Raw genomic sequence first — 18,241 nt, 5'->3', positions numbered from 1 at the left:
GTCGGATTACGGGCACACCGAGCCTGAGCGAGGTGCCGAGTGGTGGGGCAAGAGCGTTTTGGTTACTTTTGCGCTTTTCAAAAGTGACCCGCTGTAAGAGCGGAACCATAAGTGGCCGTTACCGCAGCAATGGATATGTACTCGGTCTGATCCAGCATCCTGGTCGGCCCGGAGGCCGCCATCGGGAGCAAGCCCCCTCCCACAGGGCAATCAATGCATCTTGCTATGGTCCATCTTGCTATGGTCCATCTGGCTGTGATCCATGCCGTCCAGGCCCCGGGCATTGGCCGTCACCTCAACGGTCTGTTTTTCACCCTTGGCATCCTGCACCACAAGGGTCAGCGGCACCTGGTCGCCTTCCTTGATCTGGCCGGTCAGGCCCATCAGCATGACGTGATAGCCGTCGGGGTCGAGCTTGACGGCTTTACCCGCCGGCAGCGCCAGCGACTTCACCGGGCCCATGCGCATCACGTCGTCCTTCATGCTCATTTCATGGATCTGCACATCCTTGGCCACCGGCGAGGCCACGCTGAGCAGTTCGCTGTCGCTGTCGGCGGTGAGGGTCATGAAGGCACCGCTGGACGGCTGGCCCGGTACGGAGGCGCGCACCCAGGCGTCGGTCACTTGCACCTGGGCGCTGGCGTGGGCGGCGAGGCCGAGCAGGGTAAGGCCGAAGGCAAAGCGTTTGAGGTATTGAGCGGTAGTCATTAGCAGACCTCCATGACGGTGAGCAGGTCTTCTGCGCACTCTTGAGCGGTAAGGGATGCCTGCAAGCCAAGGCGCAGGTTGCCACGGGTGTCGAACACGAAGCTGGTGGCGGTGTGGGACAGGGTGTAGGTGTCGCCGGCGGGGATCTTTTCATAAAAGATCCCGAACTCCTTGGCGGCCACGGCGATTTCTTCCGGGGTGCCGTAGAGGGCTTCGAAGCTGGGGTCGAAAGCCTTGACGTACTTGTCGAGAATCTCGGGGGTGTCTCGTTCCGGGTCCAGGGTGATGAACACCACCTGCATGATCTTGCCGTCGCGGCCCATCAGCTTCTTGGCCTGGGCGGCGCGTGCCAGGGCTGTCGGGCAGACGGCCGGGCATTGGGTGAAGCCGAAGAACACTACGGGCATCAAGCCGCGGTACGAGCTCAGGGTGACGGTTTCGCCGTCGGTGTTCTTGAGCTTGAAGGTGCGGCCCATGATCTTGTCACTGAGGTCCTTGCCGTACTTGAAGTTCAGCTTGGGGGTGTAGTCACAGCCGCCCAGCAGGCTGCCCAGGCCCAACAGGCCCATGCCGGTCAGCACTTTGCGGCGGGTGAATAACGTACTCATCAACTATGCATCCTGTGAAACGCCTGCGAAGCAATGGAGCTGCCTCACCAGGCTTGGAAAAGGAGTAACGAGAAGGGTGCAGAGTCTATCAACCCTGGCCACTGCGCGTAATCTGCGACGTTCTGCCACAGGGGCGCACCGCACTTCATCCTTTTGCGGCTTCGGTGGTAGAGTCGCCGCCATGAAACTGCATCACTCTGACCGTTCGCTGATCGCCTGGGCCCTGTACTTCTGCGTGCTGATGAACCTGTTCGCCTGCGGTTTGGGGCACGGTCAGATGATGGGCCAGCAGCTCAACGGCATCGGTGGGCTGTTCTGTTCGGTAGAAGGTGGCCAACTGCCAATTTCCGACAAAGGGTTGGCTGACCCGAGTTCCAGCAACATCTCGAACTACTTTGCCTGCCCGGTCTGCAACGCCATTACCGTCGCTATCGTATTCCTGATCGGCCTGGCCTGGCTGCTTGGCCTCGGGCAAAACCCGCGCCCGGGCCATGAGCGGCGCAACAAGGCGCCGCCGCGTTATTCCTGGCCCTCGGCCAACCCCCGCGCTTCCCCCGCATTCTGACGTATGCCTTGGGCCTCCTGAGACCAGGGGGCATTCTGCCGTCACGATTATGGGTGCGATCCATGAATCAACTATTGCCTGCAGGCGCCAGCCGCCTGGTCAGCAAGGCGTCCCGTCGCCTGTGCGCGGAGCCCGCGCTGCCCGACTACCCGAGTAATGCCCGTTGCTTTGTGCACCTGGATGCACGCCTGTTGCCCCATTGGCACACCTTGTTCGATATCTGCCCGGCATTGCTCAAGCTTGACCCGCCGGAGGGGCTGAACCTGTTTCGCAGCTTTATGACCTGGGCCTATCGCCATCGGCCGCCGTTGGATTGGACCTACCATCTGAACGTCTGCCGCTGGCTGCTGGGCTCGATGTACCGTGCGCAAATAGATAACGAGCCGATAGAAACCTTCATGGCTGCCGCGGCGGCGTGCTGGGTGACGACCGATCAAAGCCAGGCCCAGGGCGTGGTTCTGGCCTGGCAAGACGCACGGATTGTTGATTGGAAGGGCAGGCCGCTGGCTGATATCGAACGCCAGGTGTTGCCTGCCCCGGCAGGGGATTTTGCCTGGTGCCCGTTGACCCGCCAGGCTGGCTTCAGCGGTTGGCAACCGGTGCCTTGAAGTGCTGGTCGAACTATGACGGGAGGCGACCTAAGAAACGCGAACTTTTTGTAGGATGAAACTGTTTTTTCATACTGCTGATGGGAGCGGTATTTTTTTACCCGCAAGAGTGCGATGTTCACGTTCGACGCCAAAAACACAAGAGGCTGCGATGAAGAAGATGTTCGAGACAACCCCTTTGCCCAGTGATCACTACGATGTTGTCAGTCGGGCACTGCACGGGTTGATGGCCCTGGTTTTCACCTGGATCTATTGCACGGCGGTGGCCCACTACCTGGCTTCCGACTCTACGGTGGACAAACTGCTGTGGCCCTATCACAAGCCCACAGGGTTGTTATTGCTGGTGCTGCTGATACTGCGGGCCAGCTGGAATCTGTTGCACCGGCACCATCGCCCCCCAAGCGTGAACCGCTGGTCATCGATCGGGCATGGCGCGCTCTATGCGCTGATGTTGCTGATCCCCGTGATCGGGCTGCTGCGCCAGTACGGCTCCGGTCGCGAATTTTCGGCGTTTGGCCTGACGATCATGGAGGGCCTGGAAGGCGAAAAGGTGCAGTGGATGATTGATCTGGGCCGCGACTTCCACAGCGAACTGGGGTGGACGATGCTGGTATTGATTGTCGGGCATATCGGCGCGGTGCTTGTGCATTCGCTGCGAGGCGAGCCTCAGGTATTGCGACGCATGTTTGGTCGTAGGGCTTGAAGCGCTGACGAGAGATTCGGAAGACCCGCACGCGTCACAGCGTGGTGCGCTGCCATGCGACCCTGGAGCGGATGACTAGGCTTTGTGAACCATTGGTTTTCAGGTTTATCCGCTTATGTCTTCCTTGCACCAAAACACCCCGTCACTGACGGTTTTCGACCCGCGAGGGTTAACCGTGCGTAGCGTGGCTTACCACCGCAACACGCTACAACAGCAACCTCTGGAGTATGTCACGCGCCAGGTATTCGGCGCCCGGGGCTTCCTGCAGCAACAATGGGACCCCAGGCTGTCTGACCTGCACGGCCTTGACGACGCTGTGCCGCCCAATCTGTCCAATCGCCATAGCCTCACCGGGCTAGCCCTGAGTACCGATAGCGTGGATGCCGGTAGCCAGGTCATGCTGCCTGGCAGCGCTGGTCAGGTCGTGCAGCAATGGGACAGCCGTGGCGCCCGGCAGCGGTTTGAATACGATCAGTTGCTACGCCCCGTGGCGGTGTTTGAGCGTGCTGCAGACGAAGCGGCAGAGCGCTGCGTGGAGCGCATGACCTACGCCGGCATGACGTCTCGGGAGGCGGCACGTAATCGCTGTGGCCGCTTGATCCGCCACGATGATCCAGCCGGTACGCTGTTCTTCGATCATTACAACGTACAGGGCAGCGTCACGGTGCAAACCCGGCGTTTGCGCGCACAATACACTGCGTCCGACTGGCCGCTGGCGGAGAGTGAACGCGACGCACACTTGCAGGCTGAGGCATTCACGACCACCTGGCGGTACGGCGCGCTGGGCCAGGTGCTGGAACAGGTCGATGCCCTCGGCAATCGTCAGCAATCGCGTTACGGCGTAGACGGCTTGTTGACCCACCGCGAAATAGTCTTCAAGAGCGGAGCGCGCAAGACCTTGGTGGATCAGCGCACCTTCAACGCCTCGGCGCAGGTGTTGGTCGAACGCACGGGCAATGGTGTCGTCAGCGTGGCCGAGTACGCCGATACCGATGGCCGTTTGATGCGCTTGAGCGCCCACCTCAAAAACACGCCGGGCAGGCTCCTGCAAGACCTTTCATACCGCTACGACCGGGTCGGCAACGTGCTGCGCATCCACGACGCGGCGCAGCCGACGCGGTGGGCGACTAACGTTCAGGTGGCGGCGGTCAGTACGTTCGAGTACGACAGCCTGTCACGATTGATCAAGGCCACTGGCCGGGAAAACTCCCGTAGCGCCGGCACATCCGCGCTGCCGGGCAGGGTCGTGTTCGGGGCCACGGACGACAATCTCTGGCGCAACTACACCCGACACTACGCCTACGACCCGGCCGGCAACCTGACGCAGATGCGCCATGTTCCTTCCTCCGGCAGCGGCTTTACCCAGCACATGCACGCAGGTGAACACAGTAACCACAGCGTGATCGAGCGGGAGGGGGCGACGGCGCCCGGCCTGGGCAATCGCTTTGATCAGGCCGGCAATCTCAAGGAACTGGCGCGTGGGCAGGCGCTGACCTGGAATGTGCGCAACCAATTGGTTCGTGTTGCGCAAGTGCTGCGTGACAGCGGCGAACATGACGATGAGGTCTATGTGTACGACGGCGCCGGCCAGCGGGTCAGCAAACGCCGAGTGGCACACACCGGCTCACAGACCCATACCCATGAAGTGCTGTATCTACCGGGCCTGGAGCTGCATCGCCAGGGCACCTCGGGTGAATGGCGCAATGTGCTGCTTGCTCAGGCCGGGCGCACTGCGGTCAGAGGGTTGCAATGGCAGCAGGGGCGCCCCGAGGGCATGGTGGACGAGCAACTGCGCTTCAGCCTCTGCGATCACCTGGGCAGCAGTACTCTGGAGCTTGACGAAAAAGCGGCCTTGCTCAGCCAGGAAAGTTATTACCCGTTCGGCGCGACCGCCTGGTGGGCCGCGAAGAATGCGCTTGAAGCAAGCTATAAAACCCGGCGTTACTCGGGCAAGGAGCGCGACGCCAGCGGCTTGTATTACTACGGGTTCAGGTATTACGCACCCTGGTTGATGCGGTGGATAAGTGCAGACCCGGCGGGGGATGTGGATGGGTTGAACCTGTACGCCATGGTAGGGAACAACCCTGTCGGCTATGTGGATGACAATGGCTTGCAGCGCAATCCCCTGGTTGAAGTGGTCATCATCATTATCATGGCGGTGTTGGCTGGGTCATCCATGAGCTTGGACGCAAGCCAAGCCGCGCAGATAGCTGTCGCGGGATTCATGATGGCAGTTGTGGGCGCAACGTTGTGGGCTCGCCAGCAGGCAAGAGTTGACAGGAGCTGGGAAAACGAGCGCAGTGCAGTTTATCGAGAAATGGCCATGGAAAATGCCCGGGATATATTGCAAGGGGCCAACCCCACCGAGGAGGAGATCACTGCGTTTGCGGATTTTCTTCATCAGTTCCGAGTGAACAAATCCGACAGTGGGAGCTACGCCTACGGATTGATACCTGACGATTACGGTGGCATTTACGCCTACACCGGACCCGGTCATCGCAAGCACGCGGCTTTGAAAGCTGCCAAATCACACAAAAACCCGGATCGGGAGTTAAAAAGACTGGGATTTGAAGCGATGACGGTGCGCCCTCCGCAACATGAAAGGGTTGGCCCATTGCCGGCAGCCGGGCTGACAGCTACCGAAGTCCACCCGCTGACAAAGGCTGCAAGTGCGGGGCGACGAGGTTATGGCGAAGCGGGCGCCGTTTCAGCGCCCGAACCTGCGGCAGTTGCTCCTGCGCCGGGTCCACAGAACCCGGTCATCGATGTCGAAGACATCATGAATGAGTTGCGAGGAGCGCAAGGTGACATCGTCAGGGGCGTCCTGAACGATCTTATCGAGGGGCGAGTGGCCTTTTCTTCAGGGCACTCCGTTCGTGGAGTGCGTAACACCCGCAGTTTCGATTTGCCGTTGTATCGCGGGCATCGGGGTCGCGGCGCCTACCGGTTATTGATTGCGCATGTGAGCGGGCCTAACTATCGGGCAGTCGGTGTGAGAGATATTCATCGTCGCTGAGGCAAGCAGTACATCAGGCCCTGGAGCGCGGGCCCTTGAAGGCCCGGCTCTTTGGGTGGCAATCGTCAGTCAGGGGCGTGAGTGTCGTTTTCGTCTTCGCTGATGCTGTACCAGACACAATACGTTTGGCGACGCGTGTCGCCATTGGCGTTGAGGGTAAGTACCGGGCGTCCAAGTGCGTCGTGAACGTGTCGTTCGCTGGGGCGCGAGGCATTGAACGCCTTATCGTCGATGTACCCGGAACGGTCGGCGAAGTAAGGCCGCCAGGTCCGCGCCACGCCCCCCCGGTTGTCGTATTCGACGCGCCCACTGATGCGCCAGCGGCGAGTGGCTTCGACTTGATCGGCACCCTCGCTTAACGTTCCGGCGGGGTCGACCGCAAACGCGGGGCCTGATTGTGCCTGCTCCTGGGTTTGCCGCACGCGACCAAAACCATCACTGAAGGCGAGGGCGACGTGGATCTGCCGATCGGCCTCACCTGGCGTTCCCTGCCAGTGGTCGTCATGCAGCACCACGGCGTGCACCGGCACTCGACGGGCAGTCTTGATCAGGCTTAAAAGCGTTTGATGATGGGGCTGCCGGCTGGGCAGGTGGTTGATGCGCGCCAGCGCTGAGGCTCGAATGTGCCCGCTGGGTAGCAGGTAACCGCTGCTCACCCAGTGCGCCTGCACACTGGCAGCCGGGATGCGGCCCATCCAACTGAACACGTCATAAAAGCAGGCGCTCTGGGCATTGTGAAGGGCCGTGGCAGGATCGGCCAGCGCCTGCGTCGGGCCGCTGTCGAGGGCGCGGGTGACGGATTGCCAGTTGTCATAGCCGACAGGCTTGCCCTGTTCCTCACCCGCAAGGCCAGTGGCAATCAGATGTCCGCGGGCATCGTATTGCGCGTACTGCCGGGTGCGCTGTGCGTCGGTGACTGTCACCGGCAGGCCGATCCGGTAGTCGTAGTCGGCCTGGGTCGAGCAGCCGTCCGCTGACTGAACTTTGATCACGTGTAGCCAGTAGGCGTCGTATTCGGTCTGCGTCGCGGCGTGGCTCATGCTGGCCTGGTGGCGACGAGGCCGATAGAACCCATCAGGTTGCGCGTAACGAGTGTAGCCGCGGCCGACCGACCAAAGTGTCATTGCATCGTCCTGCCCTGCAATCGCCGAGAGAAACGCGGACATCGGGCGATAATGCTGTTCGGTCAAGGTGGCGGTGATCTGTGGGTCTTGATAGACGCTCAATGCCGGCGCATCGAGTTCGGCGACTTCGACGTAAGCGGGCAAAGCCTGGAAACTCGCGGTTCCGGGCGGTAACGGCGTGGTGTGCTCCGCCAGGCAATAGTGCTGCACCGACAGCCCGCCGAGTTGGCGCTGGTCACCCGGCCTCAAGGGGTTGGACGCGTCCTCGGCGACGAATTGTTCATAGCCGATCTGCCCGTGCGGCCATGCTTGCCTGGGTAGCGTCAGTACGTTGCTGCGCTGCTGGTAAGGCAGTTGCAGGCGCCAGCGTTGCGGTGCGTCCAGGTGAATGAAGCGGGCGAGGGTTTCGTTGAGGTAGTAAGCCTGTTGTGCCGGGTCGTGCGCTGCGCGCCACCACTGCTGCTCATGGGGTTGGCCGGACGGCGCGGCGTCAGTGGCGCTCTTGCGGCGGGCATAATCGACCACCACGCTGTGCACAAGGCTGGCGTAGGTGTCCCAGCGCAGATTCAACAGGTGCCGACAGCGCGGATCATCCTGCTGGCGCTCGTAGTGACAGGTGATCGACTCCAGCAGCAAAGGCAGCAGTGTCGCCGGTTCGCCAGCCTTTCGCGACGGGCTTATAAGGCGTACCAGATAACGTTGTTGCTGCACCGAGTAGGGCACGCCGTTCGGCGGTTTATCGGCGGCGGCGTAGACCTCCTCGCGCAACAGGCTACCGGCCAGCGCACGCCGCACTTGATGCCAGGTCGATGCCTGCGGGTTGGCAATCAGGGTGTCCAGAGTGCGCCCGGTCTCCAACTGGCCCAGCAGGGTCGGCCCCACCACAGGCGCATGTCGATCCCCTGCATAAAACCCCTCTCGCGAAAGCTCAAGTGTATTGAACCAGCGTTTGGTCAGTACTCCCGATGCGGTATTGGCGGACGGCGGCATATCGGTTTCCAGCACCAGGCCGAAGCCGATGAACCGGCGCTCAACGCTGTCGTGACAGGCTTCACGGTAGCGAAAATACTGGGTCAGCCGATTGCCGCTGACCTGGTCTGTTTGCCGCTGAAGCCGAACCACCGGCACGGGGAAGGGCAGGCTGCTGACTGAGGCTTTCCCCGAGGATGGCCGCTGGTGTTTTTCGTCGAGCCATTCCTGGGCACTGCTGCGATAACTCAGTAGGGTGGCCGCTCCCATGTTGTTGAGGGTGGCCGTCAACAAATAAGGTTTTCGACGGACAAAGTCGAAGCGCCAATGCCGGGGTTTGATGTGCGGTACGCTCAGGATCAGGCTGGAACAGCCCAGGCCTTGAAGGTCGGCGAAACTGACCTGACACGTCGCGTCGTGGAGCACGCCGTCTGGCCAGGGCAACGTCACAGGCGGCATCAGCCCGCTGCCGGCGCGGTTCATGAGAATCAGCAGTTGTTCAGGCTGCAGGTAAATCAGGTCCACCGCGCCTGAACCGTCGAGGTCAGCCAGGCGGATATTGGCGGCGTCGAAGCTGGCGTAGTCGAACGGCAATGCCGCAAACACGAATCCCTTGCCGAAGCGTCCGCCGCCCAGGTTTGGCCAGCATCTGATTTCATTATGGCGAATACGCACCAAGTGCTGTTGACCGCTGCCTAACGGGTCGCAGAAGGCGACCAGCTCGGTCGATGTATGGCTGAGCGTGGGCAGACCCTCGTCGGCGTGCTCGTAGGGCACTTGGAGGCCGGCGCCATACCCCTCGCCCTGGTGATGGGCATACAAACGCACGCTGTGATTGCCGATCAACGCAAGGTCCAGGCGGCCGCTGCCCATCAGGTCAGCGAATTGCCCGTGGGGATGGAAAAACTCCTGGGGTATCGCCGCGAATGGCGTAAAACTTGACCATTGTCGCTGCGTATCGAGGGTGAAAAAACCGCTCATGCCCGGTTGGGCCACCACCCATTCGAGGTGTCCGTCGCCATTGAGGTCTGCCAGGGCCTGACGAGTGGCCTGGGCAGTGTCGGCGACGGGAATGCGTGGCAGTGCCTGCCATGGCCCATAGGTCACCGCATCGAGGCCGGACACACGCGCAGCCCTGAGCGGTTCGCGGTAATACCAACTTTTGTCGGTACGGTGCAGGATGCCCGGCAGACCGTCGTTGCACAGGTCCACCAGTTGATAGTGTTGCCCATCGTTGACACCCGCCATGCCGTCGAACGGCTGGTAGCGGGCGGGTTCCAGTGCCGGCTTGAAGGCGCTGTAGGCCAGCTCCAGGGGCGGCCAGGCGCTGGCCGTTCCCTGAGCGTCATAAGCCTGGTTGTGCAAGGCATTCAGGCAACTGCCTGCGGCGTGACGGTCGGTGTGTTCCAGCAGCAGTCGCCGGGTCAGCACCGGGTTGGCGCCCATGCTCGGCTCATCCGGAAAGTAATGAAACATCAGGACTTGCCGGCAAAGCCGCTGGGTGCCGAGTTCAAAACCGTAGGCGTAATTGCAGAACGGGTCGCTGCGCGAGAGCCACGGCTGTTGCTCGGCGTAGGTCGGCACCTGGCTCAGCTCGGTGTGGCGTTCGCCATAGTCGAGCAGCAGCTCGAAGTGCCATTGTTTCTCGGCGAGCACATCGGTATTCCAAAGCGCCAAGTGTTCGCGGTGTCGCAGGTTGCCGTAGCACACCCTGGCCAGGTAACGCTGCGCACGGTAATCCCTGGTGGTTGGAGCGCGCTGGTCTTCTGGCTTGTAGTGGTAATAAATCTGCTCTCCCAGGGGATTGAGGCTTTCCTGCAACAGCCATTGGGCCACATGGCGGCTGTCCTCCGGGTCTGCGCAGCGAGCGATCAGGGTTTTGCCGAACAGATGTACGCAGCCATCCGCACCCTGCACCAGCCAGAACCCGGCAGTATCACTTGAGGATGACCAATGTTCGATCCGATCGAACCTGCCCTCGACGATTGGCATATAGCGCACTACCCGATGCGCTTCACCCAGGGGCAGGCCGTTGTACTGGTCGCAAGCGGTGGCGTGAATCTCGCCATGGGCGTCACGCTCCGGGATCAGCTCGACACCTTGGGGGCTGACGAAACTGTCATCTTCGCCGTAGGCCGGGATACCCTTGCGTGTATCACGGCTGATCGCGCCCGCCGACAGTGTCCAGCCGAGTCCGAACGGGCCATTGCCTTGCGAGCTGCGATACCCGAGGCTCAACGCAGGGGCGAAACCGCGTCCGGGCGAAATCGGCAAAGGCACGTCCAGGCACGCCTCGCCCCGTGAGCCGACAGGCCCCCAACTGACGCCAGGGCCCTGGATGGCACCGCCGCCCTTGGGCAGGGCAGGGATTGCCGGCTGCAAAAAATCGGATGACTGCATGCTCATCGCAGGCCTCCGCTGTTCCTGGCGGTGTAACGCAGGTGCACGATGATATCGGTCAAGGATTTGAGCAGGGCCTCTTGCCGCTTATGATTGGGGAAGCTCAGTTGCCAGGTGGAAATGGCGCCGGTGTATTCGAACGGCAGATAACGTTCGTCACCGTCGAAGTTCAAGGTGAACAGGCCGCTGTCGTTGAGCCCGTTGGACAGGGCGATTTCCTGCCTGGCGCGCCAGTCTTTCTTTGCTGCAACCTCGGGTTTATCAGACGTGGGCGCAAGATGCGTGGTATTGCCGGTTTGGGTCAGGATGGCCTTGATGTCTTCGTAGGGCCCCAGGGTGGCAGGCAGGGAGACACTGACGCTTTTGATCCGCCGCAGGTAGTGGCCAGGGTAATCGTCGTCGAACAGCTTGCGGGTCAGTTCAAAGCTCAGCGTACCGTTAGTCAGGAGTTCGGCTTTAAGCGTTGCCCAGGGTTTATCGCCTGTGGCCGAAGCGTCTTGGTCGTGAAGCAGACCCAACGACACGGTTTTGGTGATCTCCAGCAAGCGTTCGTTCTGGGTGGTGTAGGCACTGCTCATGCTCAGCAAATTCTGTTTAAGGGCTTCGCCGGCGCTGAGGCCACGGTATTGGCGAACCCAGAGCCCGGTTTGAATGAAGTGTTTGTTCCACTCCGCGCGTTCCTCTTGCCAGCACGCCTCGGCGGCCAGGCACAGGGACAGGGTGGCGTCATACGCCTGGTAGTAGAACGTCGCAAGCTGGCCGTTGAGCCATTGATAGAGCTGGGCGTTGGTAAAGCGTTTACCCAGTAGGTCATACAAGGTTCGCGCCTGGGTGAACGCGGTTTGGGCCAGGCGCAATTGCAGGCGGGTATGTTGCTCTTGTTCGGTGTAAGCCAGCAGTTGTGCATCGACCTGGGCCAGTTCCAGGCGCGCCTGCTCCAGGGCATTACCCCATTCGGCGGCGCGGCGGGCGAACAGGTCGGAGCGGTCGAGGTGGGCGGCGTTGGCGCGCTGTTCGTTGGCCATGCCTTGGGACATGGCTTGCAGCGCGTGAAAGGCACCTTCGTAACGCACGCCGCCATTGGAGGTGCCGAAAATATTCGGTATCAGCATCGCCAGGCCCGCGCCGGCTTGAGCAACCGCGGCTGCCGTTTCCCAGTGTGCGCTGTCCTGATACGCTTGGGTGGCCTGGGCTTCTGCCGGGCTGATGCCGACCTTGAGTTGCTGCTCTATGAAGGCCACCCGGGCCTCGACGATGCGACGCCCGGCCAGCAGGGCATGCCTGTTTATGGTGTCGACCTGCACGGCCTGGGCTTGTTGCTCGACGGCTAACCTGGCCAGTTCCCAGGCCTGTTGTTGCTGGGATTCTACAAAGTGGGCCTGCTCCTTGCGCTCCCACAGTGACAGCAAGGTCGCTCCCAACTGGATCAGGTTATCCACGGCCTGCAAAGCGTGCCCCAGCACCACCTGGAAGCGATAGTGCCCGGCGTGCGCAGTGCGCAGGGTTGTCTGCACGCTGGCGCCGTCGGTGCCTTGTTGGTAGGCGGCCAGCAACGCCTGGGGTGTCAGCGTGGCGGCGTAGAGCGGCAGGCTCATGGGCTTGCCGGTCAGGTCAAGGTGATGGCGAAGGTTGTACAGGCGCGCCTCGACCTTGTCCCAGCGCATCAGCAGGTCCGGGCTCAGGGATCGGCACAACCGTGCTGTGCCGGCAGGCACCGGCGTCCTGCCAAGTGCCGAGGGACTTTGCAGTTTGTCCAGGGTCGTGGTCACCCAGGGATCAACAGCGTTGAGCGGTGGGCGCGGCCCCAGCAATCCTTTGGTGCGGATGTACCACAGCTTGGCCTCGGCCAGGCTGTCGCGGCTCATTTGCCGGTAGGCCGCGTCACCGCGATTAAGCAGAATATCGACATACAACAGGTACAGCGCCTGGCGAAAATGCACGGGGCTGCTTTTGGCCAGTCGATGAGCACAGAGCAAGGTCTGGCTGGGTGGTGGCGCAGTGTCGGCCAACAGCATCGGCTGACGCCAATGGGCAGACTGATGAGCAGGATCGAAAAGAAACCGTATCCAGACTTCGGCGTCGGCATATTGCTGTTCCAGGTTCAAACGGTGCGCCAACAACCAGGGCAGGTAAAGAAACAGCTCCCAGTAATACGCACCATGGGCACCCTGGAAGTCCAGCAGGCTGTAATTCTTTTCGCCCGCCAGCGGTGGCTCACGCCAGGCGTCCGTTGGCAAGGAGAACAGGTGATGTACGTCGGCTCCTGCAGTTTTTGTCAGCAGGCTCGCAACGCAGGTGTTGGTACGAATGGGCGCGCGTTTGTGCTTAGGCGTAACGCCGTACTCGATGGCGCTGCCGTCGAAATCGATGGCGCTGCTGTCGAAATCGATGGCGCTGCTGTCGAAATCGATGGCGCTGCCGTCGAAATCGATGAACTCCGCCGTGCCATAAGGCGCCGATGTTAGACGACGAATGCGCGGGGCCAGCGGGATGACAGGAGGATTGCTATGGGTGCCGAGCCTGAATGTGGCAGTTTTCAGCGCATAGCCCAGAATGGTGGGCGAGGGATAGCGCACATCGCTTTCCAGTATCAACACGCCGTGGATAAGGGTCAATGAGGCCGGGGGAGGATTGCCGGTTTCCTCGCCATAAGGCCTCATCGTCTGCGGCGCGAACTCGATCGGCACGTCAAAAAAATGCTTTATGGACAGTTCCGTGAAGGCATCGCGCAGGTTGCGGCGCGAGTGTTCGGCCTGCCCGACCAGCACGGTATTGTTCCTGTTCAGGGTTTCCGGCAAAGCAGCATTGGCTTGTTTCATATACATCAGTACAGGTCTGTACAGACGTTGTTTTTGGTTGAGCGTGACAGTGCCGTGGAATAAGTCGTGCTTATGGTCCGGTGGCGAGCCGTGATCTTCATGGAATGTCAGCGAAACCAGGTAAGCAGAATCCGGTGCGTCGGAAAAATACTCGAAGGCTTCGCGTGAAATGTATGTTCCGTCCAGGTCCAGGGTGACGGAATCTGTGGGGGGGCTGGCATTTTCTTTCGGGGGCAGGGCAAGACTGAACGGTTGATTACTTTCATTGCGAATAAAGTCAGCCTGCTCGACTCCGGTTTTCTGGCATTTGAGGCTCAGCCCTATTTGCACGGAGGACAGTTCAATGAGCACGGCGCTCTTGAGATGGATCTGTGAGGTGGCGCTCAACTTCAGCGTTTCATTTGCCTGGGGCACGCCGTTTGTACTCAAGGTCAGGGTAAACGTGACCAGGTCGTTGTCGTAGTTGAAGATCAGGGTGTGATGCGGCTCGAAACCTTCTGCGAGCCTGGTCGTCACCTCCAGTATCGAGGTCGTGGTATTGAACTTGATATCGGCGCTCGTCAGCGCACGGATCTTGTTCTGATGGCCTTCATAATTCCAGCCGTTGACAGCGCCATGAGGCGCGTCAAGGGTTAAAGCTTCCACGTTTACCTGCGCGGTTTTCGTGGCCCTGAATTGAAACCTGGCATGGTTGTGGTGTGTAAACATGGCCAGGTAGCGCCCCGCCAGTTCCAGATGAGATTCATCGAGCCAAAGGCGCGTCTTGCGGGTGCTGCCGATGCTCTCAAGCCAATGGGTGTTGAAGTGTTCGTCCACACGAATGGCTTGGTAAAAATTTCGATGGGTTGCGTTGTTCTGCGCGGGTGCTGGAGTGTTCGGCTGGGCGAGGAGGCCCAGAAACAGCGACGGTGTGAGGGGGTTCGCGTCGACAACGGCAATCGTATGGGTGGCACTCATCAAGTCCTCTGAACTCAACTCGTCGAGCTCTTTGGCGATGTTGTATTCCTGGATGCACAATTGCGGCGTGCTCCAGCTGTCATCGAGCTTTTTGAACGAGAAGTACAGCCGGAACTGCAGGTAGGTACTCTGTATCCGGGTATCCAGGCGTTGCTGGTATTCCTTGTCGGATTCAACGTCGCCGCGTCCAAACGGGGTGATGTCTTTGGTGGAGGACATCGGATTGATACATTGGGCCCACACCAGGAAAAGACGGCCATTGAAGACCACTGGGCGGATCGTCTGTTCGGGAACATTGTCGTCGATGGACAGATGGATTTTTTTCCATCCCGACCAGACCGCTGGCTTGGGAGCGGTGCCCTCGGCTGGGCGCTCAGGCATAGCCAGCGTGCGCCAGTAATAGGTGTTTTCAGAGCTGGATTTGCCAATGAAGTAATAGGCGCTGCTGGCGAAGCTGTCCCTGTCGCCATCGATATAGCCATTGAGGGTTCTGATATTGGCGAGTTCTTCGAAGCGATTGAGGTAACCGTGAACAGCCTTCAAGAGCGATGCCGGCTCGGTACGGAACTGGTTCAACTCGTCTTCCAGTTGCCTGAAACTGTCGCTCTTGTCGTGGCGCAGGGTGGGGCTCAGGTAACTGGCCGGGTAGTGGCAAAGTTGCTGGTTGGCGCGCCACAGCGAGTAGGTCAGCAAGGTGTCTCGCCATTCGGTCTGCTGGGCATGGCTCATGCCTGTTTCTTCGTAGCCGCGTTCCAGGCCCAGGTAGATGGCGTTGATGTACTGCTGAAGGCTGGCAATCGCACTGGCGATGCGGGTGGTGGGCACCGCGTGGCTGACCTGGGGGTCGAGCAACCAATAGGCGTAGATATCGTCGACGTGCTTGAAGGTGTCGGCCAGTTGCAGTGTCTGCACGGTGGGATCTTCGGGCAGTACGGTGTTCATGTAGAACGCCAGCATCGCGTCGCGCAGCTGTTCGTTGAGGTGTTGGGTGATGGGGGCAGACATGGTCGTTCCTTGATCCGGTCGCAACAAAGCGGTGTTATGGGGCGGTAGTGATCAATGCCGAACCGACGTGTTTCCAGTCCTCATTCATCAATGTGGCGTGCAGATCGGTCGCCTTGAGCAGGGTTTTGGCACAGAGCCCGGTGAGTCTGACGGTTTGGTGGCAACGCAGGATCCAGTCCAGGTCGGCCAGGGTCTTTACCTGTTTGTTCGGGAGATGGTCGACCAGATGCTCGATCTCGCCGGCGTCCCACTTGAGCAGGGCGGCCAGTCGTGGGCTGGCCGAGGTGTCGACGTCTGCCGCAGAGGGTGTATTGGCGCGTTGCAGGTAATCGAGCACGCTGTGTTGGGCAAGCCCATAGGTGTCGAGGCAGTGGGCAAAGCGCTGCAGCAGGTACAGCGTGTTCAGTGTCAGCTTGAGCAGCGAGCCTTGCGTCTGCTCCTGGCTCAACCAGTGCGGGTGGAGCAAAAAGGTGTGCAGGGTCTGGCGGCTCACCCCCAGCTCCAATAACACTTCTGCGTCCGGCAACAACAGCAGCAGATGTTTGACCAGGTCAAGGGGCGATTGGGCGGTGGCCGCACGGGCAATCTGTCGGGCGGTGAGCTTGCGCGATTGCAGGTACAGTGCCGGATCGCCAGGCAAATGCGATGGGGCGCTGAACAGCGCATCGATTTTTTCCTTCAAGGGCTGCAGCTGCCGATAGAACTCGCCCAGCTTCTTGGTCACTGCGTGTTTGGCATCGGCGTGCAGGGTAGCGTTGCGGGTCGGGTCCAGGCTCAGGGTTCGAGCTTCAATGAGTTGCACAAGTGCCTTGGGCAGTTCGCTGGGGGCTGGCGGCTTGAGCTGGGGGTAGCTGTACAGCAGGCCCTGGACGATGAGGGCATGCCAGGGAATGGGCGCGGCGCTGGTGTCTGGTTCGGGCTGGGGCAGCGTAAGGTCAGCGATGTCTTCTTGCACCAGCAGTCCCTGTCGGGTCAATTGCACCAGGTCATCAAGCTGGGTGAGATACGCCTGGATCTGGGCCGGCTGTGCGCCCGCCTCCAGGACTAAACGGCGGCGAAGCTGATCAACCGATTGGCGCGTGTCCTTGAGCCAACCGACCAGCCAATCCATTTGCATCAGCACATCGAGCATGTCTGGCGGTGCGTTGACGCCGGAACTGCGTAGTGAGGGGTTGACCAGTTGGGCTGTGTAATCCGTACCGCCGAGCAGTGCCGCCACGTGATGACTGTCAAGCACCGACAGCCCGAACAACCGTGCGATCCGAGCCTGGCGGTACAGGGCGCTATAGAACGTCAGCGTCGGGCAAGGCGAAGGTAGGTATTGACGCGCCTGTCCGATCAGCCAATGCAAGGCGTCGGGGGTGTCCCCAAGGTTCAGACCGGCACACAGCCGATGTCGCAGGTCGTCCGGCAACGCTTCATGCAGCGCCAGATTTGGCACATCCACCCGCAGTGTCTCGCCGGGCATTGAAGCGTGGTTGAACACCTGGTCATACAGCGACAGGCGATTGCCTGACGCCCGCACAGGAAGCGCATCCAGCATCGCCGCAAACTCTTCAAGTGGCAGGCCATGACGCCGCTCCAGGTAGCGGTAGACACCCAGCGCCCGCAAGGTATTGTCGTTGCAGGGCTGATGCGGATCAGCATTCTGCTCACGTCGCACAACGCTGATCAACAGCGCGTCCAGATCCTCAAACGGCAGTTGCGTCCAGCGTTGCAGGCGAATCATTCGGTGCAGGCGCTGGTAGCGGTTCCATGAGGTGTTTTGCAGTTTTTCGGGCTCTATCGACAGCGGTTGCTGCGTCTCGGCATTCCTGGTTATTGGGCCGTTCACGTAGGCTGCCCGTTCATGTATCTGCAGCTCGGCAGTCGGCCTTGGCAGTGCGGCGGCAGATACATTGCCCGAGAGCACCGGCAGGTACCTGCCACATGCCAGTAATGCCTGGGTCTGGTCGTGAGTCAGAGCGGTTTGGTGCAGCCAATGGGGCGTTTTCTTGAGCGACTCCTCCTGGAGGCCATAGTGCTGCGCGAAAAATTCAGTGGCGTGCACATTCTCCGAGTTTTCCAGAAACGGTTCCGTCAACAAGTTTTGCTGTGCAGGGCTCAAGCCGCACAGCAATCGCTGTGCTTCATAGGCCGCGTGCCTGACGACGCCGTAGGCGTTCTGAGCGCGTTGGGTAATGGGCAGCTTCAGACTGATGCGATAGCTGAGTTCACCCAGTTGCGGCTTGCCTGCGGACAAGCTGAGCCAGCATTGCCGATGGGCTCGTTCAAACGGCAGTGCGAACGGAAAGCGTTGAAGACCAAGTACCGTATCCAGCGAGCGTCCACGGTTTTCACCGGTGGTCTTTCTAAGGTATGTGTCGATCTGATGAGTGAGGGTTTCATTAATGATCGACAATTGGGGGATCACAGCCGTCAGGCTGTGTTCGTTGATGGGCAATGCCTTGAGCTCAGGTCGCCGCTGGTCCAGGGTGACTTTGCCGGCTTGGCCTTTTCCGCTTTCCTCAAGCGCCTGGGCAAATAAATACAGCGCCTTTAGATAGGCTGCCGGTGAATCGACGGCAGCCATGGAGGAAGCCGAGCAAAGCAGCTCCCAGTCTTCCTTGAAGAGCCTGGTGTAGGTGGGTGAATGCGTGTCCATTTTGGTGAATCTCCTGAAAGCCCAGTGCCAATGCCATGGGCAATGGCACGCTAGCATGGGCGTCCAGGCCGGCTCGGTCGGCCGGGTCGCCGAGTAGGCGAGGAGAAATCACCGG

9 protein-coding genes are annotated in these 18,241 nt (G+C 60.5%); 4 read left to right on the top strand and 5 right to left on the bottom strand.

The window, feature by feature from the left end; translation table 11 throughout:
• Positions 1–210 precede the first annotated feature (210 nt).
• Entirely contained in the window at positions 211–708 is a 498-nt protein-coding gene (locus tag IH404_RS16785) for a copper chaperone PCu(A)C (protein WP_194438496.1), read from the bottom strand.
• Positions 708–1,316 (bottom strand): SCO family protein, encoded by a 609-nt coding sequence (locus IH404_RS16780; RefSeq protein WP_005788906.1) that lies wholly within the window; start codon positions 1,314–1,316, stop codon positions 708–710. Before IH404_RS16780 ends, IH404_RS16785 begins: the two co-directional genes overlap by 1 nt.
• 181 nt (positions 1,317–1,497) lie before the next feature.
• On the opposite strand from IH404_RS16780, the gene IH404_RS16775 reads away from it, so the two are divergent.
• From IH404_RS16775 to IH404_RS16760, 4 genes are all read left to right on the top strand, one after another.
• Complete coding sequence (locus IH404_RS16775; RefSeq protein ID WP_122732823.1) at positions 1,498–1,881, top strand: DUF2946 domain-containing protein; 384 nt, start codon at positions 1,498–1,500, stop codon at positions 1,879–1,881.
• A gap of 62 nt (positions 1,882–1,943) precedes the next feature.
• Positions 1,944–2,489: a putative natural product biosynthesis protein gene (locus tag IH404_RS16770; protein ID WP_005788901.1), complete on the top strand. Its 546-nt coding sequence runs from the start codon at positions 1,944–1,946 to the stop codon at positions 2,487–2,489.
• Positions 2,490–2,640: 151 nt separating this feature from the next.
• Positions 2,641–3,192, top strand: coding sequence for a cytochrome b (locus tag IH404_RS16765; RefSeq protein ID WP_005788899.1), 552 nt, complete (start codon positions 2,641–2,643; stop codon positions 3,190–3,192).
• 115 nt (positions 3,193–3,307) lie between these two features.
• Positions 3,308–6,208, top strand: coding sequence for an RHS repeat-associated core domain-containing protein (locus tag IH404_RS16760; protein WP_194438495.1), 2,901 nt, complete (start codon positions 3,308–3,310; stop codon positions 6,206–6,208).
• A 65-nt stretch (positions 6,209–6,273) separates the two neighbouring features.
• On the opposite strand, the gene IH404_RS16755 is transcribed toward IH404_RS16760, so the two are convergent.
• From IH404_RS16755 to IH404_RS16745, 3 genes are read right to left on the bottom strand one after another with little or no spacing between them, the layout of a single operon-like run.
• Complete coding sequence (locus tag IH404_RS16755) at positions 6,274–10,707, bottom strand: SpvB/TcaC N-terminal domain-containing protein (protein WP_194438494.1); 4,434 nt, start codon at positions 10,705–10,707, stop codon at positions 6,274–6,276.
• The gene (locus tag IH404_RS16750) at positions 10,704–15,482 is read right to left on the bottom strand and encodes a neuraminidase-like domain-containing protein (protein WP_194438493.1); all 4,779 of its coding nucleotides are present in this window, start codon (positions 15,480–15,482) and stop codon (positions 10,704–10,706) included. Before IH404_RS16750 ends, IH404_RS16755 begins: the two co-directional genes overlap by 4 nt.
• Before the next feature lie 34 nt (positions 15,483–15,516).
• A complete protein-coding gene (locus IH404_RS16745) occupies positions 15,517–18,126 on the bottom strand; it encodes a Tc toxin subunit A (RefSeq protein ID WP_194438492.1) in 2,610 nt (869 codons plus the stop codon).
• Positions 18,127–18,241: the final 115 nt, after the last annotated feature.

The organism is Pseudomonas sp. OST1909, from assembly GCF_015277575.1.
GTDB classification, from domain to species: domain Bacteria; phylum Pseudomonadota; class Gammaproteobacteria; order Pseudomonadales; family Pseudomonadaceae; genus Aquipseudomonas; species Aquipseudomonas synxantha_A.
Note: the sequence above shows the minus strand (reverse complement) of the source record. Positions and strands in the feature narration are given on the sequence as shown.